General features: G+C 75.2%; 20 protein-coding genes and 1 pseudogene. 13 read left to right on the forward strand and 8 right to left on the reverse strand.

The genetic code is table 11. The annotated features are described in order from the left end of the window. Positions 1-74: 74 nt before the first annotated feature. The 7 genes from ACZ42X_RS13200 (at position 75) to ACZ42X_RS13230 (ending at position 6,113) form a co-directional block, all read left to right on the forward strand. Entirely contained in the window at positions 75-257 is a 183-nt protein-coding gene (locus ACZ42X_RS13200) for a hypothetical protein (RefSeq protein WP_468288119.1), read from the forward strand. Between the two features lie 76 nt (positions 258-333). Next, a complete protein-coding gene (locus tag ACZ42X_RS13205; RefSeq protein WP_468288122.1) occupies positions 334-507 on the forward strand; it encodes a CsbD family protein in 174 nt (57 codons plus the stop codon). A gap of 193 nt (positions 508-700) precedes the next feature. Further along, positions 701-1,186: a DUF5709 domain-containing protein gene (locus ACZ42X_RS13210; RefSeq protein WP_468288125.1), complete on the forward strand. Its 486-nt coding sequence runs from the start codon at positions 701-703 to the stop codon at positions 1,184-1,186. Next, positions 1,186-1,749: a (2Fe-2S)-binding protein gene (locus ACZ42X_RS13215; protein WP_468288127.1), complete on the forward strand. Its 564-nt coding sequence runs from the start codon at positions 1,186-1,188 to the stop codon at positions 1,747-1,749. Before ACZ42X_RS13210 ends, ACZ42X_RS13215 begins: the two co-directional genes overlap by 1 nt. Positions 1,750-1,764: 15 nt before the next feature. Next, positions 1,765-2,769, forward strand: a complete 1,005-nt coding sequence (locus ACZ42X_RS13220) for an FAD binding domain-containing protein (protein WP_468288130.1) — start codon at positions 1,765-1,767, stop codon at positions 2,767-2,769. A gap of 70 nt (positions 2,770-2,839) precedes the next feature. Continuing rightward, on the forward strand, positions 2,840-5,008 hold the full coding sequence (locus tag ACZ42X_RS13225; RefSeq protein WP_468288133.1) for a xanthine dehydrogenase family protein molybdopterin-binding subunit: 2,169 nt from the start codon (positions 2,840-2,842) through the stop codon (positions 5,006-5,008). A gap of 172 nt (positions 5,009-5,180) precedes the next feature. Further along, on the forward strand, positions 5,181-6,113 hold the full coding sequence (locus ACZ42X_RS13230; protein WP_468288136.1) for a glutaminase: 933 nt from the start codon (positions 5,181-5,183) through the stop codon (positions 6,111-6,113). A 12-nt stretch (positions 6,114-6,125) separates the two neighbouring features. Here ACZ42X_RS13230 and ACZ42X_RS13235 read toward each other — a convergent pair whose 3' ends face one another. Then, positions 6,126-7,784, reverse strand: coding sequence for an IclR family transcriptional regulator domain-containing protein (locus tag ACZ42X_RS13235; RefSeq protein ID WP_468288139.1), 1,659 nt, complete (start codon positions 7,782-7,784; stop codon positions 6,126-6,128). Between the two features lie 116 nt (positions 7,785-7,900). Between ACZ42X_RS13235 and ACZ42X_RS13240 the strand changes: the two genes are divergently transcribed. Beyond that, complete coding sequence (locus tag ACZ42X_RS13240; RefSeq protein WP_468288142.1) at positions 7,901-9,082, forward strand: 4-hydroxybenzoate 3-monooxygenase; 1,182 nt, start codon at positions 7,901-7,903, stop codon at positions 9,080-9,082. On the opposite strand, the gene ACZ42X_RS13245 is transcribed toward ACZ42X_RS13240, so the two are convergent. Further along, the gene (locus tag ACZ42X_RS13245) at positions 9,058-10,398 is read right to left on the reverse strand and encodes an MFS transporter (protein ID WP_468288145.1); all 1,341 of its coding nucleotides are present in this window, start codon (positions 10,396-10,398) and stop codon (positions 9,058-9,060) included. The genes ACZ42X_RS13240 and ACZ42X_RS13245 overlap by 25 nt on opposite strands. A 215-nt stretch (positions 10,399-10,613) precedes the next feature. Between ACZ42X_RS13245 and ACZ42X_RS13250 the strand changes: the two genes are divergently transcribed. The 4 genes from ACZ42X_RS13250 (at position 10,614) to ACZ42X_RS13265 (ending at position 16,205) form a co-directional block, all read left to right on the forward strand. After that, a complete protein-coding gene (locus tag ACZ42X_RS13250) occupies positions 10,614-12,158 on the forward strand; it encodes an SDR family oxidoreductase (protein WP_468288148.1) in 1,545 nt (514 codons plus the stop codon). Next, positions 12,155-13,555 (forward strand): cryptochrome/photolyase family protein, encoded by a 1,401-nt coding sequence (locus tag ACZ42X_RS13255; protein WP_468288151.1) that lies wholly within the window; start codon positions 12,155-12,157, stop codon positions 13,553-13,555. The genes ACZ42X_RS13250 and ACZ42X_RS13255 overlap by 4 nt, the downstream gene beginning before the upstream one ends. Positions 13,556-13,673: 118 nt before the next feature. Then, the gene (gene ctaD / locus ACZ42X_RS13260) at positions 13,674-15,386 is read left to right on the forward strand and encodes an aa3-type cytochrome oxidase subunit I (RefSeq protein ID WP_468288153.1); all 1,713 of its coding nucleotides are present in this window, start codon (positions 13,674-13,676) and stop codon (positions 15,384-15,386) included. 111 nt (positions 15,387-15,497) lie between these two features. Next, positions 15,498-16,205 carry a helix-turn-helix domain-containing protein gene (locus ACZ42X_RS13265; RefSeq protein ID WP_468288156.1) on the forward strand — a complete coding sequence of 236 codons (708 nt, stop codon included), beginning with the start codon at positions 15,498-15,500 and terminating at the stop codon, positions 16,203-16,205. Between the two features lie 21 nt (positions 16,206-16,226). Here the strand turns inward: ACZ42X_RS13265 and ACZ42X_RS13270 are convergent, their stop codons facing one another. From ACZ42X_RS13270 to ACZ42X_RS13295, 6 genes and pseudogenes are all read right to left on the reverse strand, one after another. Further along, positions 16,227-18,620 carry a glycoside hydrolase family 65 protein gene (locus ACZ42X_RS13270; protein ID WP_468288159.1) on the reverse strand — a complete coding sequence of 798 codons (2,394 nt, stop codon included), beginning with the start codon at positions 18,618-18,620 and terminating at the stop codon, positions 16,227-16,229. Continuing rightward, a complete protein-coding gene (locus ACZ42X_RS13275; RefSeq protein ID WP_468288162.1) occupies positions 18,617-19,366 on the reverse strand; it encodes an HAD family hydrolase in 750 nt (249 codons plus the stop codon). The genes ACZ42X_RS13270 and ACZ42X_RS13275 overlap by 4 nt, the downstream gene beginning before the upstream one ends. A 106-nt stretch (positions 19,367-19,472) precedes the next feature. Continuing rightward, positions 19,473-20,693, reverse strand: a complete 1,221-nt coding sequence (locus tag ACZ42X_RS13280; RefSeq protein WP_468288164.1) for an acyl-CoA dehydrogenase family protein — start codon at positions 20,691-20,693, stop codon at positions 19,473-19,475. 136 nt (positions 20,694-20,829) lie between these two features. Further along, positions 20,830-21,288 carry an RrF2 family transcriptional regulator gene (locus tag ACZ42X_RS13285; protein ID WP_361429583.1) on the reverse strand — a complete coding sequence of 153 codons (459 nt, stop codon included), beginning with the start codon at positions 21,286-21,288 and terminating at the stop codon, positions 20,830-20,832. A 69-nt stretch (positions 21,289-21,357) separates the two neighbouring features. Further along, on the reverse strand, positions 21,358-22,743 hold the full coding sequence (locus ACZ42X_RS13290; RefSeq protein ID WP_468288167.1) for a carbohydrate-binding protein: 1,386 nt from the start codon (positions 22,741-22,743) through the stop codon (positions 21,358-21,360). A gap of 75 nt (positions 22,744-22,818) precedes the next feature. After that, positions 22,819-23,813, reverse strand: a pseudogene (locus ACZ42X_RS13295) (LysR family transcriptional regulator). A gap of 238 nt (positions 23,814-24,051) precedes the next feature. Between ACZ42X_RS13295 and ACZ42X_RS13300 the strand changes: the two are divergent. Continuing rightward, positions 24,052-25,428 carry a cytochrome P450 gene (locus ACZ42X_RS13300; RefSeq protein WP_468288170.1) on the forward strand — a complete coding sequence of 459 codons (1,377 nt, stop codon included), beginning with the start codon at positions 24,052-24,054 and terminating at the stop codon, positions 25,426-25,428. Positions 25,429-25,472 lie beyond the last annotated feature (44 nt).

The following is a 25,472-nucleotide window of genomic DNA, read 5'->3' on the forward strand; positions in this document are numbered from 1 at the left end:
CGGCGGGAGGCCCGGCCGGGTCACGCCCCGGCCGTCGCACCGCTGCCCTGTCCCCGGTCCCAGGAGAACCACTCATGAGCACCCATCCCTCACGCCCCGGCTCGCCGATATACGACCAGCTGGTCGAGGAGCACGGAGACGTGATCAAGGAGGCGAGACGACTGGCCGACCTCACCCACCGGCAGGCCGACCGGGTGCTCAGGTGGGACCTGCCGTCGCTGGGCTTCGTGGAGTGGGAGGACGCGGAACGGTCCTGATATGCCGGGTTTGTCCGAGATTGCGTTGGGCACAAGCCTGTCGTCGGGGGACGGCTCGGTAGTGAGGAGTGCGACCGTGACCAGGAACAAGAAGACGCCCGGCAAGATCGAGCAGATGAGGGGCGCGGTCAAGGAGACCCTCGGCCGCGCGGTCGGCAACGAGCGGATGACCACGGAGGGGCGCGCGGGGCGGACCAAGGGTGATCTGCGCCAGATGGGCAAGAAGGCCAAGGGCATGTTCAAGCGCTGAACACGCGGGCGAGTGGCGCCCGACGGCGGCGGGCCCGGCGGATCCTCCCGCCGGGCCGCCATCGCTCGCCGTGGCCGGGGTGCGCCGCTTCGTCCGGAATGCCGGGAGGTGTGACCTGTTCCAGTCTGGATACGCGATCAGGCGTAGCGCCTGACTTACCGATCAGGCCGGATCAGGACAGGGGAGCCACGCCATGGGAACCGAAGAATCGATGGGGGACGAGGTCTACCAGCCCGTCGCCGAGGACCGGGAGGACACGGGCATCCTCGACCCCGAGGACACCCTGTCGGACCGCGAGGCCGACCCGTACGACGAAGGCTGGTCCCCGCCCGAGCGGCCGCTGGCCGTCGACCACACCGGCACCACGGCGCGCGAGCAGCGCGAGCGAGAGAGCCTGGACCAGCGGCTGGCCGAGGAGGTTCCGGATCCGGCGCTGCAGCCGGAGGACCCCGCGACCGCGTCCAACGGGATCGGGGACCTGCCCGGCGGGGACGGCGAGCCCTTCGACGACCAGGTGGGGCGCGAGCGCTCCGGCCGGCTCGTCGCGCCGGACGAAGGCGCCCACCCCGACACCGAGAAGGACGTCGTCGCCCGGGACGTCGGCATCGCCGGTGCCGCGGCCTCCGCCGAGGAAGCCGCCATGCACACCGTCCCCGACGAGGGCGACGAGGTCTACTGATGCCGACCGTGCCGTCCTCGAAAACCCCCACCCACTCGCGCGTCACCCTCACGGTGAACGGCGCGCCGCACACCCTCGCCGTCGACCACCGCACGACGCTGCTCGACCTGCTGCGCGAGCGCCTCGGCCTGACCGGCGCGAAGAAGGGCTGCGACCACGGCCAGTGCGGCGCCTGCACCGTTCTCGTCGACGGCCGGCGGGCCAACAGCTGCCTGCTGCTGGCCGTCGCCCAGGACGGCCGCGACATCACCACCGTGGAGGGCCTCGCGGGCCTGGCCGACGGCGACGGCGAGCCGCACCCGCTGCAGCGCGCCTTCCTCGACCGGGACGCCTTCCAGTGCGGCTACTGCACCCCCGGCCAGCTCTGCTCGGCGGTCGGCGTTCTCGACGAGGCCGCCGCCGGCCACCCCTCGTACGCGACCGACCCCGCCGCCCCGCCCGCGCAGGGCCCCGTCCGCCTCACGGCCGACGAGATCCGCGAGCGGCTGAGCGGCAACCTCTGCCGCTGCGGCGCGTACCCGAACATCGTCGCCGCCGTCGAGGACGTCAGCAGCAGCACGTGAGGACGTGATCCGCGGATGAAGCCCTACGCGTACGTACGCGCCACCAGCGTCGAGGAAGCGACCGCCGCCCACGCCGGGCACCCCGGCGCCCGCTACCTCGCCGGCGGCACCAATCTCGTCGACCTGATGAAGCACGGCGTCGAGCGACCCGACACGCTCGTCGACGTCAGCCGGCTCCCGCTGGACACCGTCGAGGAGCTCCCGGACGGCGGGCTGCGCGTCGGCGCGACCGTACGCAACAGCGACCTCGCCGCCCACCCCCTGGTGCGCACCCGCTACCCGGCCCTGTCGCAGGCGCTGCTCGCGGGCGCGTCGGGGCAGCTGCGGAACGTCGCCACCACCGGCGGCAACCTCCTGCAGCGCACCCGGTGCCCGTACTTCCAGGACACCGCCAAGCCCTGCAACAAGCGCGAGCCGGGCACCGGCTGCGCCGCCCGCGACGGCGTCCACCGCGACCACGCCGTGCTGGGCCACTCGCCGCACTGCATCGCCACACACCCCTCCGACATGGCCGTCGCGCTCGCCGCGCTCGACGCCACCGTCGAGCTGCGCGGCCCCGACGGCGGGCGGACCGTACCGGCGACCGAGTTCCACCGCCTGCCCGGCGACCACCCGGAACGGGACACCGTCATCCGCCCAGGCGAGCTGATCACCGCCGTCGCCCTCCCGGCGGCGACCGCCGGACTGCCGTCCGCGTACCACAAGGCCCGCGACCGGGCCTCCTTCGCCTTCGCGCTCGCCTCCGTCGCGGCCGTCCTGGACGTGGACGACAGGGGGCTCGTACGCCATGTGGGGCTCGCCTTCGGCGGCCTCGCGCACCGCCCGTGGCGCGCCCGCCTCGCCGAGGCCGCGCTCCTCGGCCACCCGCCGAACACCGCGAACATCGGCCACGCGGTCAACGCCGAACTGGCCCTCGCCGAGCCGCTCGGCGACAACGCCTTCAAGGTGCCGCTCGCCCGCAACCTCGCCCGCCGCGCCCTGGCGGAGCTCGCCCGGGCCCGGGAGCTCGCCCACCGCTGACCGCGACTGCCGACTGCCGACCGCCGTCGCCCCACCCGACCGCCCCGCCGACCGGATCCGGAGAGCCGCGATGCGCCCCACCCAGACCACCTCCGGCGCCGCCGCCGCATCGACGACCGCCCCCGCGGGCGGAGGACTCGGCGCCCCCGCCGAGCGCCTCGAAGGCCGCGACAAGGTCACCGGCACCGCGCGGTACGCCACCGAGCTCGCGCACACCCCGCCCGACTGCGCGTACGCCTGGCCCGTCCCCGCCACCATCGCCCGCGGCCGCGTCACCGCCGTCGACACCGCCGCCGCCCTCGCCACGCCCGGCGCGCTCGCCGTCCTGACGCCGTGGACCGCGCCCCGGGTCGCCGAGCCGGACGACCCGGCCCTCGCCGTGCTGCAGAACGACCGCGTGCCGCACCGCGGCTGGTACGTCGCCCTCGCCGTCGCCGAGTCCCTGGAGGCCGCCCGCGCCACCGCCGAGGCCGTCCGGGTCACGTACGCCGCCGAGCCGCACGACGTCATCCTGCGCCCCGACCACCCGGACGCGTACGAGCCCGACGAGGCCAACGGCGGCAGCGCCGCCCGCCGCGTGCGCGGCGACGCCGAGGGGGCCTGGGCGGCCGCGCCGGTACGCGTCGACGCCACCTACCGGATACCGCCGCTGCACAACCACCCCATGGAGCCGCACGCCGCCTACGCCCGGTGGGACGGCGCCGACGGCTCCGGCCACCTGACCGTGTACGACTCCAGCCAGGGCGCGGGGCCCGTGCGCGCCGTCCTGGCGGGGATGTTCGGCATTCCGGAGGAACGGATCACGGTCGGCTCCGAGCACGTCGGCGGCGGCTTCGGCTCCAAGGGCACGCCCCGCCCGCACGTCGTGCTCGCCGTCATGGCCGCCCGGCACACCGGCCGCCCTGTGAAACTGGCGCTGCCCCGCAAGGACCTGCCGACGACCGTCGGGCACCGCGCGCCCACCGTCCAGCGCGTCCGGCTCGCCGCCGACCGCGACGGCACGCTGATCGCCGTGGCCCACGAGGTCACCACGCAGACCTCGCGCGTCAGCGAGTTCGTCGAGCAGGCGGCCGTCCCCGCGCGGGTCATGTACGCCTCGCCGCACAGCCTCACCAGCCACCGGGTCGTGCCCCTCGACGTGCCGTCGCCGTCCTGGATGCGCGCTCCGGGTGAGGCGTCCGGCATGTACGCGCTCGAGTCGGCCATGGACGAGCTGGCCGACGCCCTCGGCCTCGACCCCGTCGAGCTGCGCGTCCGCAACGATCCCGCCACCGAGCCGGACAGCGGCCTGCCCTTCTCCAGCCGCAACCTCGTCGCCTGCCTGCGCGAGGGCGCCCGCCGCTTCGGCTGGCACGACCGCGATCCGCGCCCGGCGGCCCGCCGCGGCGGCCCGAAGGGGCGGTGGCTGACCGGCACCGGTGTGGCCGCCGCGACCTACCCCGTCCTGCTCTCGCCGTCCACGGCCACCGCGAGCGCCCTGCCGGACGGCACGTACGCGGTCCACGTCAACGCCACCGACATCGGCACCGGCGCCCGGACCGTCCTCGCCCAGATCGCCGCCGACGCCCTCTCCACCGGCCTCGGCTCGGTCCGCATCGGCATCGGCAGCACCAGCCTCCCGCGTGCCCCTCTCGCCGGGGGCTCGTCCGGCACCGCCTCCTGGGGTTCGGCCGTGCACCAGGCGTGTACGCGGCTGGCCGAGCGGCTCGCCCGCCACGAGGGCCCGCTGCCCGCGGGCGGCCTGACCTCCACCGCCGACACCACCGAGGAGGCCGAGCGCACGCCGCCGTTCGCCCGGCACGCCTTCGGCGCCCACTTCGCCGAGGTCGCGGTCGACACCGCCACCGGCGAGGTCCGGGTGCGGCGGCTGCTCGGCGTGTACGCCGCCGGGCGCATCCTCAACCCGCGCACGGCCCGCTCCCAGTTCATCGGCGGCATGGTCATGGGGCTCGGCATGGCGCTGACCGAGCACTCCACCGTGGACCCGGCCTTCGGCGACTTCGCCGAGCGGGACCTGGCCGCGTACCACGTACCGAGCCACGCCGACGTGCCGGACGTCGAGGCCCACTGGGTGGACGAGGAGGACCCCCACCTCAACCCGATGGGCAGCAAGGGCATCGGCGAGATCGGCATCGTCGGCACCCCCGCCGCCATCGGCAACGCCGTCCACCACGCCACCGGCGTCCGCTTCCGCGAGCTGCCCCTCACCCCGGACCGGGTGCTCCCATTCTTGGCGTAGGGGGTGTCCTGCGGGTCTTGCCGGGCTCGCGGGGTCTGGCACGCACATCTGCCGCGTTGTCGTCGGTCGCCAATGCTCCGCAGTGGCTCCCTCCTCCGCCTTGCAGCTGCACGCACCAGACCCCGCTCCCTGATCCGGCCTGACCCACACGACACCCCCTAGCCCGTACTGTGTGGGCGTGTCACCGCGCTTCGCCCCCGTCCTCGACCGCATCGCCGCCGAGATCGCCGCCGTCCCCGACCGGGACCGCGGCCGCCCCGCCGACTACATCCCCGCGCTCGCCGAGGCCGACCCGGGCCGCTTCGGGATGGCCGTCGCCGAGCTCGACGGCACGGTGTACGGCGTCGGGGACTGGCGCACGCCCTTCTCGGCGCAGTCCATCACCAAGGTCTTCACCCTCGCCCTGGTGCTGTCGTCGGACGGCGAGGCGCTGTGGGAGCGGGTCGGCCGCGAGCCGTCCGGCAACCCGTTCAACTCGCTGGTGCAGCTGGAGTACGAGAACGGCATCCCGCGCAACCCGTTCATCAACGCCGGCGCCCTCGTCACCACCGACCGCCTCCAGTCCCTGACCGGCGGCGACGCCTCCGGGGCGCTGCGAGACCTCCTGCGCGCCGAGAGCGGCAACCCCGGGCTGGACTTCGACGAGAAGGTCGCCGCCTCCGAAGCGGCGCACGGCGACCGCAACGCCGCCCTCGCGCACTTCATGGCCTCGTACGGCAACATCACCAACCCGGTCCCGGAGCTCTTGGAGCAGTACTTCCGCCAGTGCTCCGTCGAGGCGTCCTGCGCCGACCTGGCGCTCGCCGCCGGGTTCCTCGCCCGCCACGGCATACGGGCCGACGGCTCGACGCTGCTGACCCGCAGCCAGGCCAAGCAGATCAACGCCGTGATGCTGACCTGCGGCACGTACGACGCCGCCGGGGACTTCGCCCACCGGGTCGGCCTGCCCGGCAAGAGCGGCGTCGGCGGCGGCATCATCGCGGTCGTGCCCGGCCACTGCACCCTGTGCGTCTGGTCGCCGGGCCTGGACCGGCGCGGCAACTCGGTGGCGGGCGTGGCCGCCCTGGACCGGTTCACCACCCTGACCGGCCTGTCCGTCTTCTGAGCCCCCGCGGACTCACTCCAACGGGACGCGCGTGAAGCGCCCCACCACCGCCAGGTCCGCCTCGATCCGGTCGGCCGCCGCCCGCAGCTCGGGCAGCACCTGCGCGACGCACTCCTCGGCGCTGCGCCGCACGCTGTGCATGGCGACGTTCGCCGCCGCGACCACCGTCCCGGCCCGGTCGCGTACGGGGACGGCGATGGACCGCAGGCCTTCCTCCAGCTCCTCGTCGACGAGCGCGTAGCCCCGGGCGGCGACCCCGTCCAGGAGCTCGGCGAGCTCGGCCGGGTCCGTGACGGTGTACGGGGTCAGGGCGGTGAGCTCCGCCCGGGCGAGCCGCTCCCGGCGTTCCCCGCCCGGCAGCCCCGCCAGCATCACGCGGCCCATCGAGGTCGCGTACGCCGGGAAGCGCGTACCGACGGTGATGTTGACGCTCATGATGCGGCTGGTGGCGACGCGCGCCGTGTACCGGATGTCGTCCCCGTCGAGCACCGCCAGCGACGCCGAGTCGTGCACGCGCGTGGCGAGCGCCGCGAGGTGCGGCGCGGCGATGGCGGGCAGCGTCGTACGGGACAGTGGGGGATACCCGAGGCCCAGCACGCGCGGCGCCGGCCGGAAGGTCCGCTCGTGCGCCGTGACGTAACCGAGGTGCTCCAGCGTGATCAGGGCCCGCCGGGCGGTCGCCCGGGCCAGGCCCGTCGCCTCGGCCACGGCGCTGAGCGTCAGCGCGTCGCGGCCCTCGCCGAAGGCGGTCAGCACGGTCAGTCCCCGGGCGAGGGACTCGATGAAGTCGCGGCCCAGCTCCTGCTTGGAGCCGCCGGTCCAGGCGGCGAGCGCGTCCGGTCGGGGCCCCGGGCGCGGCGGCGGGGCCTCGCGCAGGGCGCGTTCCATGCCGTCCACCGTCGCACGCAGGCGGGGGAGCGCGGCGTCGCGCAGCGAGGAGGCGCTGTGCCGGCTGGTGTGGCTCACCGCGCTGAGTGCGCACGCCACTCCGCCGTCGGGGGCCCGCACCGGCACGGTGACCGCGACCAGGCCCGGCTCGATGAGCTGGTCGTCCAGCGCCCACCCCTGCTCGCGGGCCCGCGCCACCCGCTCCTCGAAGTCCGCCTCGCGGTGGCGCGGCGGTACGGCGGGGAAGCCCCGGTCCTCCGGGTCGGCGGCGCGGCGCTCGTGCCACCGGGCCCATTCCGCCGCCGTCCACTCGGCGGCGAACAGTGGCCCGGGGCCGGTGCGTTCGGCGGGCAGCAGGTCGCCGATGCGGAAGTTCAGGGACATGGCGCGGCGCCGGGTCGCCTGGTGGACGAACCGGATGCCGTCGCCGTCGCCCACCGCCAGCGAGACCGACTCGTCCAGTGCGTCGGCGAGCGCGTCCGCGTGCGCCCCCAGCAGGTCGGGCAGCCGGATCGCGGCGAGGTAGGCGTTGCCGAGCTCCATCAGGCGCGGGGCGAGCGTCGCGTCGCGGCCGTCGAGGCGTACGTACCCCATGCGCGCCAGCGTGGCCGCGACCCGGTCGACGGTGGCGCGGGCGAGGCCGGTGGCGCGCTCGAGCGCGCTGAGGCTGAGTGAGCCTCCGGCGTCGGTGAGCGCGCGCAGGACGGCGATACCGCGCATGAGCGGAGCCACGGCCTCGGGCGGCGGGCCGGGCGGCGGCTCCGAGGGGCTGGTGGAAGGCATCGGCTCTCCGTCGTACTCAGGGCGGGGACGCGGGCGTTGACAGCGTCGGGCGTCGGGCGCACACTCGGCGCACCCAATTCCGTGAAGTTTACTTCACCACGCGAACAGGAGAGCGCATGCACACCACCGTCGGGATCATCGGCGGCGGCCCGGCCGGACTGCTGCTCGCCCGGCTGCTCCACCGCGCCGGTGTCGACAGCGTCGTGCTGGAGCGCCGCGACCGCGCGTACGTCGAGCGCCGCCAGCGCGCCGGCATCCTGGAGCAGGGCACCGTCGACGTGCTGCGCGCCGCCGGCGCCGGCGCGCGCCTCGACCGCGAGGGCCTGGTCCACGACGGTATCGAGCTGCGCTTCGACGGGCGCGCCCACCGCGTCGACTTCCCCGCGCTCACCGGCGGGCGCAGGGTGACGGTGTACGCCCAGACCGAGGTCGTCAAGGACCTCATCGCCCTCCAGCTCGCCGACGGGGGCCCGCTGCTCTTCGAGGCCGAGGTCCACGCCGTCGACGGCGCCGACACCGACCGGCCCGCTGTCCGCTACACCCACGAGAGCCGGGAGCAGACCCTCACCTGCGACTACGTCGTCGGCTGCGACGGCTTCCACGGCATCGCCCGCACCGCCGTACCCGCGCACCTGCGCACCACGTACGAGCGGACCTATCCCTACGCGTGGCTCGGCATCCTCGCCGAGGCCCCGCCCGTCTACGACGAGCTGATCTACGCCCACTCCTCGCGCGGCTTCGCCCTCGCGAGCATGCGCACCCCGGCCGTCAGCCGCCTCTACCTCCAGGTCCCGAACGGCACCGACCCCGCCGACTGGCCCGACGAGCGCGTCTGGGACGAGCTGGACGCCCGCTTCGCGCTCGACGCCGACCCCGGCTGGCGGCTGGAGCGCGGTCTGGTGACGCAGAAGGCGGTGCTGCCGATGCGCAGCTGGGTCACCGAACCGATGCGCCACGGGCGGCTCCTCCTCGCCGGGGACGCCGCGCACATCGTGCCGCCGACCGGCGCCAAGGGCCTCAACCTCGCCGTCGCCGACGTGGTGGTGCTCGCCCGTGCGCTCGCCCACCGGGTGGACACGGGCTCGGACGAGCTCCTGGAGGCGTACTCGGCCACCTGTCTGCGCCGGGTGTGGCGGGCGGAGCACTTCTCGTACGCCATGACGACGACGCTGCACGCCGACCCGGCCCAGTCGCCGTTCGACACGCGCCTCCAGCTCGCGCAGCTCGACCGGATCGCCGCGTCGCCGCACGCCGCCGCCGAACTGGCCGACAACTACACCGGTCTGCCGATGGGCTGAGCGGGCCCGGTCCGCGGGGCGCGCGCGGCGAGCGGGACGCACGCGATGGCGGCGGCGCCCACCAGCCCGGCCAGGGCGAACGCCGTGAAGCCCCAGCTGTCGTGGCCGCTCGCCGCCAGCACCCCGCCCAGCCACGGGCCGAACACCGCGCCCGTACGGCCCACGCCGGTCACCCAGCCGAGGCCCGCGGCGCGCTCGCTGTCGCGGTAGAGCGTGGTGACGGCGGCGTACACCATGACCTGTGCGCTGAAGAGGACGACACCGGTGCCCGCGACCACCACGTACGTCCACCCGAGCGGCAGCTGCGACCTCAGCAGCAGCGCCCCGGCCGCCGTGAGCACGAACCAGACCGCCGAGACCCGCACCGGGCCGAACCGGTCGGCGGTGCGGCCCGCGATGAGCAGGCCGACGATGCCGCCCGCGTTGATGACCAGCAGGAAGCTGACGGAGGAGCCGACCCCGTAACCGGAGGCGCGCATCATCTGCGGCAGCCACGTCGACACCCCGTACACCAGCAGCAGTCCGCAGAAGGCCGCCAGCCACAGCAGCGGCGTCGCCCACCGCGACTCCGGCCGGAACAGCGCCCGGACGGCCTCCAGGCGCCCCTTCGCCCCGGCCGCCGGCGCCTCCACAGGTGTCGGCCGCGCGAGCCCGTACCGGTCCGCGACCGCGTCCGCCCGCTCCCGCTCGCCCCGCGCGAGGAGCACCCCGGGCGACTCCGGCAGCAGCCTCAGCAGCAGCGGTACGGCGATGACGGCGGGCACCGCGCCCGCCCAGAACACCCAGCGCCACCCGAAGGCGGGCGCCAGCGTCAGCCCGAGGCCCGTCGCCGCCATGCCGCCCGCGTGGTACGAGGTCATCAGCAGCCCCGTCGTCAGGGCGGCCCGGCGCGGCGGCGCGAACTCCATCACCATCGCCAGGCACAGCGGCATCAGCCCGCCGAGCCCGAGGCCCGACACGAACCGCCCGAAGCCGAAGGAGGCCGGGCTGCCGGCGAGGGCGCAGAGCGCCGAGCCGAACGAGAAGAGCGTGATGCTGGCGACCAGCAGGGGCCTGCGCCCGAGCCAGTCGGTGACGTTCCCGGCGGCGAGCGCGCCGATGAGCATGCCGAAGGTGGTCCAGCTGCCGATGGTGCCCGCACTCGCCTTCGTGAGGCCGAGGTCCGTGTCGTCGAGCATGTGCGGCATGACGGCGCCGTAGATGTTGACGTCCATCCCGTCGAAGAAGACGGCCAGCCAGCACAGGGCCAGCACCGGGAAGACGGTGCGGAAGGTGCGGGGCGGGCGGAGCCCGGGGGTGGTGCGGGAAGAGGTCATGACCGTCCCTGGGGAGCTCGTTCGCGTGGTGAAATTCGTTTCACTCGCGTGGCGCGCGAAAAGTCTCGGCGCGCGGCCCACGGCTGTCAACGCTTCGGACGTCCACCGGGCGGACGTGGAGCGCAGAGGGGAGGGTAGAAGGAGGCGCACCACCGCGACGGACGCGCACCACCGCGACGGACGCGCACCACCGCCACGGACCCCCAGGGAGCCCCATGAACCGCCCCGACGGCCCGGCGCTCTGCCTCGTCACCGGCGCCACCGGCTACATCGGCGGCCGGCTCGTCCCCGAGCTGCTGGCCGCCGGCCACCGCGTCCGCTGCCTGGCCCGCTCACCCGGCAAGCTCCGCGACCACCCCTGGGCCGACCGGGTCGACGTGGTCCGCGGCGACGTCACCGACGAGGAGTCGGTGCGCGCGGCGATGAGCGGCGTGGACGTGGCCTACTACCTGGTCCACGCCCTGGGCGGCGAAGGGGACTTCGAGCGGACCGACCGCGCGGCGGCCCGGATCTTCGGCCGCGCCGCCCGGGACAGTGGTGTACGGCGCCTCGTCTACCTCGGCGGGCTCACCCCCGCCGGCGTACCCGAGCACGCGCTCTCCCCGCACCTGCGCTCCCGCGCCGAGGTCGGCCGGATCCTGCTCGACTCCGGCGTGCCCACCGCCGTCCTGCGCGCCGCCGTCGTCCTCGGCTCCGGCTCCGCCTCCTTCGAGATGCTGCGCTACCTCACCGAGCGGCTGCCCGTCATGGTCACCCCCAGCTGGGTCCGCACCCGCATCCAGCCCATCGCCGTACGCGACGTCCTGCGCTACCTCGTCGGCAGCGCCGGCCTGCCCGCCGACGTGCACCGCACCTTCGACATCGGCGGCCCCGACGTCCTGACCTACCGCGACCTGATGCGCCGCTACGCCGCCGTGGCCGGGCTGCCCCCACGGCTGATCCTGCCCGTGCCCGTGCTCACCCCGCGCCTCTCCAGCCTCTGGATCGGCCTCGTCACGCCCGTACCCCCCGGCATCGCCCGGCCGCTCGCCGAGTCGCTGCGCCACGAGGTCGTCTGCCGGGAACACGACATCGCCGCCCACGTCCCCGACCCGCCCGGCCACCCCATCGGCTGCGACCAGGCCCTCGCCCTCGCCCAGCGCCGGGTCCGCGAGGCCCGGGTGACCACCCGGTGGTCCTCCGCGTCCGTACCCGGCGCCCCGAGCGACCCGCTGCCGACCGACCCCGACTGGGCGGGCGGCAGCCTCTACACCGACCGGCGCGCCCGCCCGGTCGACGCCTCACCCGACACCCTGTGGCGGGTCATCGAGGGCATCGGCGGCGAGAACGGCTGGTACTCCTTCCCCCTCGCCTGGGCGGTGCGCGGCTGGCTCGACCGGCTCGCCGGAGGCGTCGGACTGCGCCGCGGCCGCCGGGACGCGCACCGCCTCAGAGTGGGCGACTCGCTGGACTTCTGGCGCGTCGAGGAGATCGAACGCGGCAGGCTGCTGCGGCTGCGCGCCGAGATGCGGCTGCCCGGCCTGGCCTGGCTGGAGATGTACGCCGAGGACGACGGCGACGGCCGCAGCCGCTACCGCCAGCGCGCCCTGTTCCACCCGCACGGCCTCCTCGGGCACGCCTACTGGTGGGCCGTATCCCCCTTCCACGCCACCGTCTTCGGCGGCATGGCCCGCAACATCGCCCGCGCCGCGGAGGACGAGGAGCGCGCCCGCCGCCGGTCCCGGCCGCGGGCGGCCCGGACCACCGGAGCGGCACCGTGAGCGGCGCCACCGGCCCCGCCGCCACCGCCGTCTCCGTCGTGCTCTTCACGGGCGACCTGCGGCTCCACGACCACCCGCCGCTGCGGGCCGCCCTCGCCGGCGGCGAGCGGGTCGTGCCGCTCTTCGTCCTCGACGCCGCCATCGAGGCGGCCGGCTTCGCGGTGCCCAACCGTCGGGCCTTCCTCGCCGACTGCCTGCGCGACCTGGACGCGGGCCTGCGCCGGCGCGGCGGACGGCTCGTCGTCCGCGCCGGGGACGTGGTGGCGGAGACCCGCGCGCTGGCCGCGCTGGCCGGTGCCGGCGCGGTGCACATGTCCGCCGAGTACACGCGCTACGCCGCCCGCCGGGAGGACCGCCTCCGCGCGGCCCTGGAGGCGGACGGCCGCCGCCTGCACGTCCACGACGGCGTGGTCACGGCGGTGCCGCCCGGCGTGCTCACCCCGGCCGCCTCCGACCACTTCGCCGTCTTCACCCCCTACCACCGGCGCTGGGCGGACGTGCGGCTGCGCGAGCCCCTCGCCGCCCCCCGCCGGGTGCCGGTCCCCGACGACATCCCCTCCGCACCGCTGCCCGCGCGCGCCGACGTGCCCGGCACCTCCCCGGGCCTGGCGCCCGGCGGCGAGAGCGAGGGGCGCGCACGGCTCACGGCCTGGCTGCGCACCGGCGCGGCCGGCTACGGCGACGGCCACGACGACCTCGCGGGTGACGCCACCTCCCGCCTCTCGCCGCACCTGCACTTCGGCACGGTCTCGGCGACCGAGGCCGTCCACCGCGCCCGGCGCGCCGGCGGACCGGGCGCCGAGGCGTTCGTCCGGCAGCTGTGCTGGCGCGACTTCCACCGCCAGGTCCTGGCCGCCCGCCCGGACGCGGCCGCCCGCGACTACCGCACCCGCCATGACCACTGGCGTACCGAGCGGACCGCCGCCGGCGACATCGAGGCGTGGCGGCGCGGCCTGACGGGCTACCCGGTCGTGGACGCCGCCATGCGGCAGCTGGCCCACGAGGGCTGGATGCACAACCGCGGCCGCCTCCTGACCGCGAGCTTCCTCGCCAAGACGCTGTACGTCGACTGGCGCGTCGGTGCCCGGCACTTCCTGGAGCTGCTCGTCGACGGCGACGTCCCCAACAACCAGCTCAACTGGCAGTGGGTGGCGGGCACCGGCACCGACTCCCGCCCCCACCGGGTGCTCAACCCGGTCACCCAGGGCAGGCGCTACGACCCCGACGGCGCGTACGTACGCCGCTGGGTGCCCGAACTCGCCGGGCTGGCGGGCCCGGCCGTGCACGAGCCGTGGAAGCTGCCGTCCCGGGAGAGGGCCCGGTACGACTACCCCGACCCGATCGTGGACCTCGCCGACGGCCTCGCCCGGTTCCGGCGGGCGCGCGGCAGGGACTGAGCGACCGCGTACGCAGCCCGCGACTCCGCCCCGCCCGCTGCCCAAAACGAGTGACGTGGCCACGGCCGGGCGAGCCTTGGCCCTCCGCGCCGCGCGGCACTGCGTAGCGTTGCGGCCCATGGTGACTTCGACCGAGCCCGTCGCCCCGGCACCGGTCTCCTCCTCCGCCTGGCGCCGCCGGGGCCGCGCCCTGGTGGGGTGGCTGACCACGACGGACCACAAGAGGATCGGGCACCTGTACCTGGTCACCTCGTTCGGCTTCTTCCTCTTCGCCGGGGCGCTGGCCCTGGTGATCCGCGCCGAACTGGCCCGCCCCGGCATGCAGCTGGTGACCAACGAGCAGTACAACCAGGCGTTCACGCTCCACGGGACCGTGATGCTGCTGCTCTTCGCCACCCCCACCTTCGCCGGGTTCGCCAACGCGGTCATGCCGCTGCAGATCGGCTCGCCCGACGTGGCGTTCCCGCGCCTGAACATGCTGTCGTACTGGCTGTTCCTCTTCGGCGGCCTCATGGTCGTCGGCTCCCTGCTGACCAACAACGGCGCCGCCGACTTCGGCTGGACCGCCTACGCCCCGCTCAACCGGAAGGAGCACACCGCGCAGATCGGCGCCGACCTGTGGATCATGGGCCTGGCGCTCTCCGGGTTCGGCACCATCCTCGGCGCGGTCAACTTCGTCACCACGATCATCGGGATGCGGGCCCCCGGGATGACGATGTTCCGGATGCCGATCTTCACCTGGAACGTCCTGCTGACCTCGGTCCTCGTGCTGCTCGCCTTCCCCGTGCTCGCCGCCGCGCTCCTCGCCCTGGAGTCGGACCGCGCCTTCGGCTCCCACATCTTCGACCCCCGCAACGGCGGCGCGCTGCTGTGGCAGCACCTGTTCTGGTTCTTCGGACACCCCGAGGTGTACATCCTCGCCCTGCCGTTCTTCGGCGTGGTCACCGAAGTCCTGCCGGTCTTCTCGCGCAAGCCCCTCTTCGGCTACATCGGGCTCATCGGCGCCACCATCGCCATCACCGGGCTGTCGGTCGTGGTGTGGGCACACCACATGTTCGCCACCGGCGCGGTGCTCCTGCCCTTCTTCTCGCTGCTCAGCTTCCTCATCGCGGTGCCGACCGGCGTGAAGTTCTTCAACTGGATCGGCACCACCTGGAAGGGCTCCATCAGCTTCGAGACCCCGATGCTGTGGGCCGTCGGCTTCCTCGTCACCTTCCTCTTCGGGGGACTCACCGGCGTCGTCCTCGCCTCGCCGCCGATGGACTTCCACGTCACCGACACGTACTTCGTCGTCGGCCACTTCCACTACGTGCTCTTCGGGACGATCGTCTTCGCGATGTTCTCGGGGTTCCACTTCTGGTGGCCCAAGATGACCGGGCGCATGCTCGACGAACGGCTCGGCAAGATCCACTTCTGGACGCTGTTCGTGGGCTTCCACCTGACGTTCCTGGTCCAGCACTGGCTGGGCGCCGAGGGCATGCCACGCCGGTACGCCGACTACCTCGCCGCCGACGGCTTCACCGCGCTCAACATGGTGTCGACCCTCGGCTCGTTCCTGCTGGGCCTGTCGACGTTCCCGTTCCTCTACAACGTGTGGAAGACCGCCCGCCACGGCGAACGGGTCGACGTCGACGACCCCTGGGGCTACGGCCGCTCCCTGGAGTGGGCCACCTCCTGCCCGCCGCCGCGCCACAACTTCACCACCATGCCCCGCATCCGCTCCGAGTCGCCCGCCTTCGACCTGCACCACCCCGCGATCGTCGAGCGGGAGCGCGAGGAGACCCTCGGCCGCCGCCGCGACGTGGTGGAGCCGGGGCCGGGCGAGCAATAGGCCGGGCGAGCAGTAGGTCCACGGGCGGGGCCGCCCGCCGGGGCGTGCGGACCCGGGCCCCGGTGGCTACCGTAAGGACAGGGTGCCCTTCGACCGGAGGGACGGTGCCTCATGTCCGAGAAGCATTCCCAGGGCCACGGCCACTGCAGCGGGGACATCGGCCGCCGCGTGGCCGCCCGCCGCCAGGAGCTCGGCCTCAGCCGGGAAGAGGTCGCCCTCCGCGCCGGCTCGGCGCCCGGCTACATCCAGTACCTGGAGGAACAGCCCGCCACCCCCGGCATCGGCTTCCTGCTGCGCCTGGCCGACGCCCTGGAGACCAGCGTCATCGAGCTGGAGGGCGGCACCACCGACCTGCCACCCGGCTCCGGCGTCCCCGCCCAGCGGCCGATCCTCACCGAGCTGGGCCCCGACGAGTGCGGCGTCCTGCTCGGCACCCACGGCGTCGGCCGGGTCGCGGTGACCAGCCGCAGCCACCCCGCGATCATGCCGGTGACCTATGTCGTGGCCGACGGCGAGGTGGCGTTCCGGACACCGCCCGACGCCCTCCCGGCCACCGCGCCCGGCGGCGAGCTCGCCTTCGAGGTCGACCACATCGACGACGTCGTGGGCCGTGGCTGGAGCGTCCTGATCGTCGGCCGGCCCCGCCCCGTCACCGACCCCGAGGCCGTACGCCGTCTCGACCGGCAGGCGTACCGCGCCCCGTGGCCGGACCCCGAGGACGCGCGGTGGGTCGCGCTCACGCCCACCGAGGTCACCGGCCGCAGGGTCGACGTGTGGGACGCCCACCGGCACGTACGCCGACGCCTCGAGCAGGCGTGAGGCCCCCGTCGAGGCCCCGGATCACCGCGCCACCGGCAGCGGCAGCTCGCACTCCTCGCCCGGCTCCACCAGCACCGCCCGCTCCGGCAGCTCCACGTCGATCGGGTCGCGCCCGGAGCCCGGCACGGCGATGTGCAGGCTCCCCGGCGCCATCCGCAGCGACACGCCCCAGTGGCCCCGGTAGCGCAGCGTGAAGCAGAACTCGGACAGCTCCGGCAGCGGCACCGGGTCCAGGCGCAGGGCCCCGCCCCGCGTCTCCAGGCCGGTCAGACCGCGCTGCACGAGGTCGAGGGTGCCCGCCATCGCGCCCAGGTGGATGCCCTCGCCCGTCGTACCGCCCTGGATGTCGGCGATGTCGCCCTCCAGCGCCTCCTGGCAGAACCGCCACGCCTCCGACCGCCGCACCCGCGCCAGCACCCAGCCGTGGACGAGGCCGCTCAGCGTCGAGCCGTGGCTCGTGCGGTGCAGGTAGTAGTCGACGGTGCGGCGCCACATCTCCTCGTCGAGGACGTAACCCAGCCGGCTGAACAGGGTGCGCAGCTCGGCCGGCGAGAACAGGTAGCCCAGCATCAGCACGTCGGCCTGCTTGGACGCCTTGTAGCGGTTGACGCTGTCGCCCTCCGCCTCCAGGATCCGGTCCAGCCGCCGGATGTCGCCGAACCGGCGCCGGTGCCCCTCCCAGTCGAACTCCGCCAGCTCGCCGAACCCCTCGAACTGGCTGATCACCCCGGAGTGGAACGGCACGTGCAGCATCCGCGACACGTCCTCCCACAGCTCCAGCTCCCCGTGGTGCAGCCCCGTGCGCTCCACCAGCTCCAGCCGGCGCGGCTCGGGCAGCGAGCGCAGCAGGTCCAGCGTGCGGGCCAGCACCCAGGCGGCCGTGACGTTGGTGTACGCGTTGTCGTCGAGCCCCGGCTCGGTCGCGCCCGGGTAGGCGTCGTGGTACTCATCGGGCCCGACCACCCCGCGGATGCGGTAGCGGCCCAGCGCCGGGTCCAGCTCGGCCCGGCAGGCCCAGAAGCGGGCGATCTGGAGCAGCATCTCCGCGCCCTTGGTGTGCAGGAACTCGCTGTCGCCGCTCGCCTCGCAGTACTGCCACACGTTGTACGCGATCGCCGAACCGACGTGGTGCTGCAGGTGCGAGTGGTCCGGCACCCAGCGCCCCGAGCGCGGATTGAGGTGCAGCCGCTGCGCCTCCTCGCGGCCGTCGCTGCCGCTCTGCCACGGGTACATCGCCCCGGTGCACCCCGCGTCCAGGGCGCTGAAGCGGGCCCGCTCCAGACGCCGGTAGCGGTAGGTGAGCAGCGCCCGGGACACCTCGGGGAAGTGCAGGTTCAGGTACGGCAGGACGAACAGCTCGTCCCAGAAGATGTGGCCCCGGTACGCCTCACCGTGCAGCCCGCGCGCCGGTACGCCCACATCGAGGTCGGCGGTGTGCGGGGAGAGGGTCTGCAGGACGTGGAAGAGGTGCAGCCGCAGGATCCGGCCCGCCTCGTCGGGCACCTCCAGCTCGGCCCGGCGCCACAGCTGCTGCCACGCGGCGCGGTGCGAGGCCAGCAGCTCCTCGAAGGGCCCGGCGCGCCGCACCCGGTCGACGGCCGCGTGCAGCGGGTCGCTGATCGCCGGGTCGCGCGAGGTGTGCAGGGCGACCGTCTTGTCCACGACGGCCGGCCGCCCCGGCTCCAGGGCCAGCCGCATCCGCTGCACCGCGCGCCGCTGCGGGTGGTGCGACGCGGCGTCCACGCCCGGCGGCGCGGTGGTGCGGGCCGCCATGCCGACGCGGATGTCGGAGGTGCTGGTGCGGCAGCGCAGCCACACCGTGTCGGAGGCGGCGTCACCGGTGTGCACGTGGATGAGGTGGCGGGTGGTCAGCTGCCGGTAGCGGGCCACGCCCGTGTTCTCGACCGACCCGTCGACGGCGGCCTCCACCTCCAGCGTGCCGGCCCAGTTCTCGGCGGTGAACACGGTCCGCAGGGCCGCCAGGTGCGGGTCTCCCATGTGCACCAGCCGGTGCTGCCGCACGGTCAGCCGCCGCCCCTGCTCGTCCTCGTACCGCGTCAGCCGCTCCAGCGTGCCCTGCCGCAGGTCGAGCGTCTGGCGGTGGTCGAGGAGCCGGCGGCTGTCCGGGGTGAGCCACGGGCCCGGCCGGCCCTCGCCGTTCAGGCGGTAGCGCAGCACGAGCCAGTTGGGCAGGTTGACCAGGTCCTCGTTCTCGACCGTGCGCCCGGCCACCTCGGACGTGAGGCGGTCGTAGCACCCGGCCACGTACGTACCGGGGTAGTGGGTGCCGTCGGCCGCGCACTCGGTGGCGGCACCACGGGTGGCGAAGTAGCCGTTGCCGAGGGTGCACAGGGACTCCCGGAGGCTCTCCCGCTCCGGCAGGTAGCCCTCGTACTCCCACATCCAGTCGGTCACGTCCGTGCTCCCTCTTCCGTGGGCAGGAGCTCCGCGAGGTCGCGTACGACGAGGTCGGCGCCCGCGCGCAGCAGCGCGTCCGCCGTGCCGGGGCCCGCCCGCCGGTCCACGCCCACGACCAGGGCGAAGCCGCCGCGCCGCCCGGCCTCGACGCCCGCGAGCGCGTCCTCGACGAGCGCGCACCGCCCGGGCGGCACCCCCAGCCGGCGGGCCGCCTCCAGGAACAGCGCGGGCTCCGGTTTGCCGGGCAGCCCCAGCCGCGCCGCCTCGGCCCCGTCCACCACCGCGTCCAAGAGGTCGAGGGCGTCCGCGCGCGCCAGCAGCTCGCGGGCGTGCCGGGACGCCGACGCCGCCGCCACCGGCACCCCGGCCAGGCGCAGCGCCCGCAGCAGCCGCACCGTGCCGGGGTAGGCGGCGACGTGCCGCTCCCGCAGCAGCCCGGTGAAGAGCCGTTCCTTCTCGGCCGCGACCTCCGCCACCGCGGCGGCGTCCGCCCGCAAACCCCGCGACACCAGGAACGCCGCGGCTCCGTCGGCGCGGGACCTGCCGTCCACGTGGCGCGCGTAGTCCTCGCCGGGGTCGAAGGGGCGGCGCTGCTCCGGGTCGGGCGGCGGATGGTCGCGCAGGAAGGCGTCGAAGGCCCCCTGCCAGGCCGCCGCGTGCACCCGGGCCGAGTCGGTGATCACCCCGTCGGTGTCGAGCACCACGCCCCGCACCGCGCCCAGCGCCGGCACCCTCGCGGTCATGGCACCTCCCTCGGCCGGTGTGCTCCCGGGAGATGCGAGTCCCCAGGAACGCCCGCCGTACCCGTCCGGGCGTGGCCCGCCCGCCGCCGGGCGGGTCAGGGTCCCGTCACAGCGGCGCGAGGCGGGGCAGCGTCCCGTTGAGGTAGTGGTCGCCGATGTCGCGCAGGCGCCGGGCCGGAGAGGTGTGCGCGGTCAGCACGCGGGCGTTGCGCCAGAAGCGGTCGAAGCCCGCGCTGTCGGTGAGTTCCAGGACGCGGGTGGTGATGTGCAGGGCGGACCTGCTGGTGACGGCCTCCGCCGCGGCGACGAGTACGGCGATGTCGGCGTGCCCCTCCACGTCGAGCGCCGCCCCCGCCCGCAGTCCGCGCGCCAGGGCGTCCGTCGCGCCCTCGACGACCGCGGCCGCGGTGTGCGCGGCGGTCGCCAGCTCTCCGTAGGCGAGGAGGAGGTACGGGTCCGCGCCGTCCGCCGCGGGCGGCCGGGCGGCCCGTGCGGCCCGGCTGACGTCGCGCGCCTCCGCCAGCGCGCCCTCCGCGACGCCCAGGGCGACGTGGACGCGCAGCAGCCGCAGCGCGAGCGGAGCCAGGGCGGTGAACGGCGCGACGGCGTGGTCGTCGCGCGGGACCGTTCCGAGGACGTCCGCCACACCGATCGGCACGCCGTCGAAACCGACGGTGCCGCCACCGGACAGGCGCTGTCCGACGCGGTCGGCCGCCGGGTCGACGCCCACCCCGGGGTGCGCCGGGTCGGCCAGGACGACGAGTAAGTCGCCGGTCCCGCCGCACCGGGCGCCGACGACCAGCCGGTCGGCGACGGTCACCCCGGCGTCGAACCGCTGCCGCCCGCTCAGGACGTACGCTCCGCCTCCGCGCGGTACGAGGGTGAGGCCGGGCCCGGTGCCGTCCGAGCCGTCGCCCTCGCCCTCGCCTTCTGTTCCGGGCAGGTCGATGCCGCCGCCGAGGAGCCACCGGCCGCGGGTCACGCGCCGCTCGAAGCGCGCGGCGGCGTCGCCGGAGCCGAGGAAGCGGCCGCTCCAGGCCAGGACGTAGTGGTGCGCGAGGAGTTCGCCGATGGAGCCGTCGGCCGCCGCGATCTCCTTCACCGCCGCGCAGGCGGCCCGCCAGTCGGCGCCGCCGGGCCCCTTCGCCGCGGGAGGTGTGAGCAGCGCCGGCAGCCCGGCCTCGCGCAGCCGCGCCGCTTCGTCGGACGGCGGGCCGCCCGCCCGGTCGCGGGCGAGCGCGTCGGCGGCCAGGTCGTCGGCGACCTCCCGGGTGACGCGCGGCCAGTTCACATCGTCCGCCGGAGTCGGCGCTGTCGCGGTCGCCACGGTCACCTCACAGGAGTTCCGGTTTCCCCACTGATTCAGTAGGGATAGTGGCAGAGGTGACTCCCCGCGCCCAAGGGGCAGTTCGAGGCGTGGACACTCCCGGCCCATTAGGTGAGACCGGCAAGCGCCGGGAGGATCAGGGGTTCGTCCAGGCGGCCGGGTCCTCGGTCAGTGCCGACACCTCGGCCGGCAGCCTGGCCGAGGCGACGTCGGCCAGGCTCACGCCCTCCAGGATCTGCCGCACGTGCGCCCGCAGCGCGACCCACAGCGGCAGCAGCGACTCCGCCGCGCCCGAGTACGACAACTCCGGCGGCCGCACCCCGCGCACCGACACGAGCGGCCCGTCCGCGACCCGTATGACGTCGGCGACGCTGATCGACGCGGCGGGCCGCGCCAGCCAGTAGCCGCCGTTCCCGCCGCGCCGACTGTGCACGAGCCCCCCGCGGCGCAGGTCGTTGAGGATGGACTCCAGGAACTTGTGGGACACGCCCTGCGACGCGGCGATCGCCTCAGCCTTGACCGGCCCGGTGTCCTGCGCGGCGGCGAGCTGGAGCGCGGCACGCACCGCGTAGTCGGCCCTGGCTGAAATGCGCATGCCCGGCATTATCCCGTACGCGGTCCGGAGCGCCCCCGGCGTGAACCGGCGGCGCCCCGGGGCCCCTGCTCAGACGCGCTGCCAGAGCGCCGGCACGTTCGGCGGCTCCCAGCCCGGCTGCGCCTGGTGCCCCTGGAGGCAGCGGTAGGCGGCGCCGCCGTAGGTCACCTGGGCACCGGCCGCGTAGACCGTGCCGGCCACCCATGTGCCACCGGGCTCGCCCGGGTCACCGGGGTCACCGGGGTCCCCCGGGTCGCCGGGGCCCGTCGTCGTCTTCAGCGCCAGCCCGTACGTCTGGAGCAGCGGGGTGATCGGCTGGTGGTACGTCGTCCCGCCGTTGCGGCAGTCGCCCGAGCCGCCGGAGGTGACCCCCTGCGCCTGGCTGCCCGAGAGGTACGAGCCGCCCGAGTCGCCCGGCTCGGCGCACACGGACGTGCGGGTCACGCCGGTGATGGTGCCCTCGGGGTAGGTGACGCTGGTGTTGTGCTGCTGGATGGTGCCGCAGTGCCAGCCGGTGGTGGAGCCCGACCGGCAGATCGAGGCGCCGACCGGCTGCTGCACGGAGCCGGCCACCTGGACGTTCTGGCCGCCGGCGCCCTTGACGTACGGGGTCGAGGTCCAACTGCCGTTCGCCGCCACCCACGCCATGTCCCGGCCCGGGAAGGTGGACCCCTGGAAGGTGCCCTGCGCCACCTGGTTGAAGCCGCTGGTGCTGGCGCCCACCCGGCCGCAGTGTCCGGCGGTCGCGAACCCCTGCTGGGTGCCGCGGGTGACGGCGAAGCCGACGGAGCAACGACCGCCGCCGCCCATGTAGTACGCGTCGCCGCCCCTGATGTCGTAGAGCGGGCGCGGCCGTTCGGCGCTCGCCACGACCCGTACGCGCGTCCGGTCGGCGCCGCTCGCGCGGATCAGCGACTCGGCCGCCGACGCCTCGACGGCGCGTATCACCACGGAGTTGGCGCGGACGTCGACGTACCAGACGGGCGCGTCGGCGGTGCTGTTGCGCAGGGCCGCGCGGTCCAGGGCCGCCTTGGTGCGGTCCAGCTCGGCCAGGGTGTGCGGGACGACACGGGCCCGCACCCCGGCCGCCGTGATCGCGGCGGCGTCGGCGGCCCGCGTGGTGGCCACGGTGAGCGTGCCGGCCTCGGCGCCGTCCACCCAGGCCCCGGCGTACACGCCCGCCAGCCGCTGCTGGAGCCGGGCCGCGGCCGCGCCCGCCTCCGCCTCGTTGACGAGCCGCCGCGCGGCCTGGGCGCGGGTGAGGTTCAGGTCCCGCTGCATGGCGCCCAGCAGCTCGGCCGGGGCGGCGGAGACGGCGAGGGTGTCGACGGCGGTGCGGGGCCCCGCCGAGAAGGGGGCGGCGGGGCCCGCCCTGGCCTGCGGCGTGGCCAGGAGCAGCGCGCCCGCGGCGGCCGCCGCGACGGCACACACCGCTGCGCCGTTTCTGTGCGACATGGGGGAGTGCCCTTCCGGTCGGTTCGGTGAAGGTTGCCGAAACGGCAGGAAGGGCGAAGAGCCGCGGGGGAGATGTCAGTTGACCCTCTCCCTCGCGTTATGGACGGCGGCGGTACGCCGGGACGCCAGCCAGCGCGTGTAGCCCGGGCTGCGCGCCACCGCGCCCCGGTGCGCGGCGCGCACATGGGCGACCACGTCCGGGGCCCACGCCGCCGCCGGGGCCTCGGGGTGCCAGCCCAGCAGGTGCCGCCAGACCAGCGGCGCACCGGTGAGCGGCCGCGTCACCATCCCGGGCGTGGCCGGGAACGTGGCGCGGCACAGCCCCACCGCCCGCCCCACCTCCACCAGGTGCACGCAGGACGCGAGGTCCGTCTCGTACACGCACGCCGGGGTGAAGCCCGCGCGGACGCAGGCGGCCGCGAAGCAGTCGCCGAAGCAGCCGTCGCCCGGCACGTCCGTCCACGCCTCCGCGGCCAGCTCCGCCAGCTCGATCTCGGGCCGCGCCGCGAGCGGATGACCGGCGGCCAGCATCACGAAGACCGGATCGCGCGCCACCTCCGCCCACGCGAGCCGCCCCGCCGCGGGTTCGGGCGGAGCGCTCTCGCCGCAGGCGCCGACCAGCGCGTAGTCCAGGCGCCCCTCGGCCACCGCCGTGGCGATCTCACGCTCGGACCAGGAGGTGTGGGTCGTCACGACGCGCCCGGCTCGGCGGCGGCCAACCGGTCCACCAGGCCGCCCAGCAGCGGCCCGTGGGTCCCGCCGAGCCGGAAGGCGGGCCCCCGCGCAGGCCCGGGCTCACGGTTGCGGGCGAACCGCACGGCCTCCTGCTGGAGCGCGCACACCGCGGGCAGGACGACCCGGGCCCGCTCCAGCACGAGCTCACCGAGCGCCGTGGCCCGCACCCCGCTGCGCCCACGCTCGAACAGCGCGCCCCCCAGGGACCGTTCGATCCTGCGCAGCTGCGCGCTGAGCGCGGGCTGGGCGAGTCCCAGCTCCGTGGCGGCCCTGGTGAGACTGCCCGCGTCGGCGATGGCCCGGATCGTCTTCAGGTGGCGCAACTCCCATTCCATGAGGGCAGCTTGGCCGTCGCCGCCACCCCCGGGCAATAAGCAGGTCCAGACCAAAAGTAGGCCGGAAACGGGCCGCGGCGGTCCGCGTGCACGCCCGCCCACCCGGGCAGAATCGCGCACGGCGGACAGCAACGACCGCAGGACGGCGGCCGCGAGGCGGACGCCCCGAGGACAGCGGCCACGAGGACAGCGGCCACGAGGACAGCGGCCACGAGGACAGCGGAGAGCGGAGACACGCATGGCGACCACCGAGACGCCCCTTCCCGGCCCGGCGGGCCTGCCGCTCCTCGGGTCCCTGCTGGACCTCAAGAACGACTCACTCGCCACCTACCTGCGGGCCCACCGCACGTACGGGGACGTCGTGCGCATCACGGCCGGCCCGCCCGGGCTGCGGGCCCAGCTGTACGCGGTCTTCTCGGCGGAGGGCGCCCAGCGGGTGCTCGCGACGGAGGCGGCCAACTTCCGCAAGGACAACACCTTCTACCAGGAAGTCCGCGAGACCTTCGGCAACGGCCTGCTGACCAGCCAGGACGCCGACTACCTGCGGCAGCGGCGGCTCGTCCAGCCGCTCTTCACCCGCCGCCGCGTCGACGGCTACGCGTCGGCGCTCACCGACGAGACGTCGGCCATGCTCCGCCGCTGGAACGCCGCGCCCGACGCCGCGACCGGCCCCACCGTGGACCTCCTCGACGAGATGACGCGGCTGACGCTGCGCGCCGTCGCCCGCATCCTCTTCGGTGTCGACGTCGACGCGGCCGTCGACGTCGTGGAGCGCTCCTTCCCGGTCATCGGCGAGTACGTCCTGCGGCGCGCCTACTCGCCCCTGACCCTCCCGCGCGACTGGCCGACGCCCGCAAACCGCCGCGCCGCCGCCGCGGCGAATGAGCTGTACGCGGTGTGCGACCGCATCATCCAGGAACGCCGCGCCCAGGGCGCCGAAGCCGACGGCGAGGACCTGCTGACCCTGCTCACGCACGCCGGAACCACCGAGGACGACGGCCTCGAAGCCGCCGAGATCCGCGACCAGGTGCTGGTCTTCCTGCTCGCGGGCCACGAGACGACCGCGACCTCCCTCGGCTTCGCCCTGCACCTGCTGGCGCTCCACCCCGAGGAGCAGGCGCGGGCCCGCACCGAGGCCGCGCGCGTACTGGACGGGCGTACGCCCACGGCCGCGGACCTCGACGCGCTGCCGTACCTGACCATGGTCCTCAAGGAGGCCATGCGCCTGTACCCGGCGGGCCCGGTCATCGGCCGCCGCGCCGTCGAGGCCACCGAGATCGACGGCCACACCATCCCGGCCGGCGCCGATGTGATCGTCGCCCCCTGGGTGACCCACCGCCACCCGCGCTACTGGGAGGAGCCGGAGCGCTTCGACCCCGAGCGCTTCACCCCCGAACGCGAGAAGGAGCGGCCGCGCTACGCCTGGTTCCCCTTCGGCGGCGGCCCCCGCGCCTGCATCGGCCAGCACTTCTCCATGCTGGAGTCGGTGCTCGCGCTGGCGATGGTCCTCCAGGAGTACGAGCTCACCGCCGTCGACCGCACGGTGCCGGTCAGCGCGGGCATCACGCTGCGCGCGACCGGCCCGGCGCGCTGCGTCCTGCGCCGCCGCCGCTGATCGGGTACTCGGCGGGCCGGGACCGGTAGCGCGGGGCCGGGAGC

Source organism: Streptomyces sp. NPDC030862, from assembly GCF_055571835.1.

Coding starts and splice junctions, on each gene's coding strand:
- ACZ42X_RS13200 (WP_468288119.1), top strand. CDS start 75: ATGAGCACCCATCCCTCACGCCCCGGCTCGCCGATATACGACCAGCTG.
- ACZ42X_RS13210 (WP_468288125.1), top strand. CDS start 701: ATGGGAACCGAAGAATCGATGGGGGACGAGGTCTACCAGCCCGTCGCC.
- ACZ42X_RS13215 (WP_468288127.1), top strand. CDS start 1,186: ATGCCGACCGTGCCGTCCTCGAAAACCCCCACCCACTCGCGCGTCACC.
- ACZ42X_RS13220 (WP_468288130.1), top strand. CDS start 1,765: ATGAAGCCCTACGCGTACGTACGCGCCACCAGCGTCGAGGAAGCGACC.
- ACZ42X_RS13225 (WP_468288133.1), top strand. CDS start 2,840: ATGCGCCCCACCCAGACCACCTCCGGCGCCGCCGCCGCATCGACGACC.
- ACZ42X_RS13235 (WP_468288139.1), bottom strand. CDS start 7,784: ATGCCTTCCACCAGCCCCTCGGAGCCGCCGCCCGGCCCGCCGCCCGAG.
- ACZ42X_RS13240 (WP_468288142.1), top strand. CDS start 7,901: ATGCACACCACCGTCGGGATCATCGGCGGCGGCCCGGCCGGACTGCTG.
- ACZ42X_RS13245 (WP_468288145.1), bottom strand. CDS start 10,398: ATGACCTCTTCCCGCACCACCCCCGGGCTCCGCCCGCCCCGCACCTTC.
- ACZ42X_RS13250 (WP_468288148.1), top strand. CDS start 10,614: ATGAACCGCCCCGACGGCCCGGCGCTCTGCCTCGTCACCGGCGCCACC.
- ctaD (WP_468288153.1), top strand. CDS start 13,674: ATGGTGACTTCGACCGAGCCCGTCGCCCCGGCACCGGTCTCCTCCTCC.
- ACZ42X_RS13265 (WP_468288156.1), top strand. CDS start 15,498: ATGTCCGAGAAGCATTCCCAGGGCCACGGCCACTGCAGCGGGGACATC.
- ACZ42X_RS13275 (WP_468288162.1), bottom strand. CDS start 19,366: ATGACCGCGAGGGTGCCGGCGCTGGGCGCGGTGCGGGGCGTGGTGCTC.
- ACZ42X_RS13285 (WP_361429583.1), bottom strand. CDS start 21,288: ATGCGCATTTCAGCCAGGGCCGACTACGCGGTGCGTGCCGCGCTCCAG.
- ACZ42X_RS13290 (WP_468288167.1), bottom strand. CDS start 22,743: ATGTCGCACAGAAACGGCGCAGCGGTGTGTGCCGTCGCGGCGGCCGCC.
- ACZ42X_RS13300 (WP_468288170.1), top strand. CDS start 24,052: ATGGCGACCACCGAGACGCCCCTTCCCGGCCCGGCGGGCCTGCCGCTC.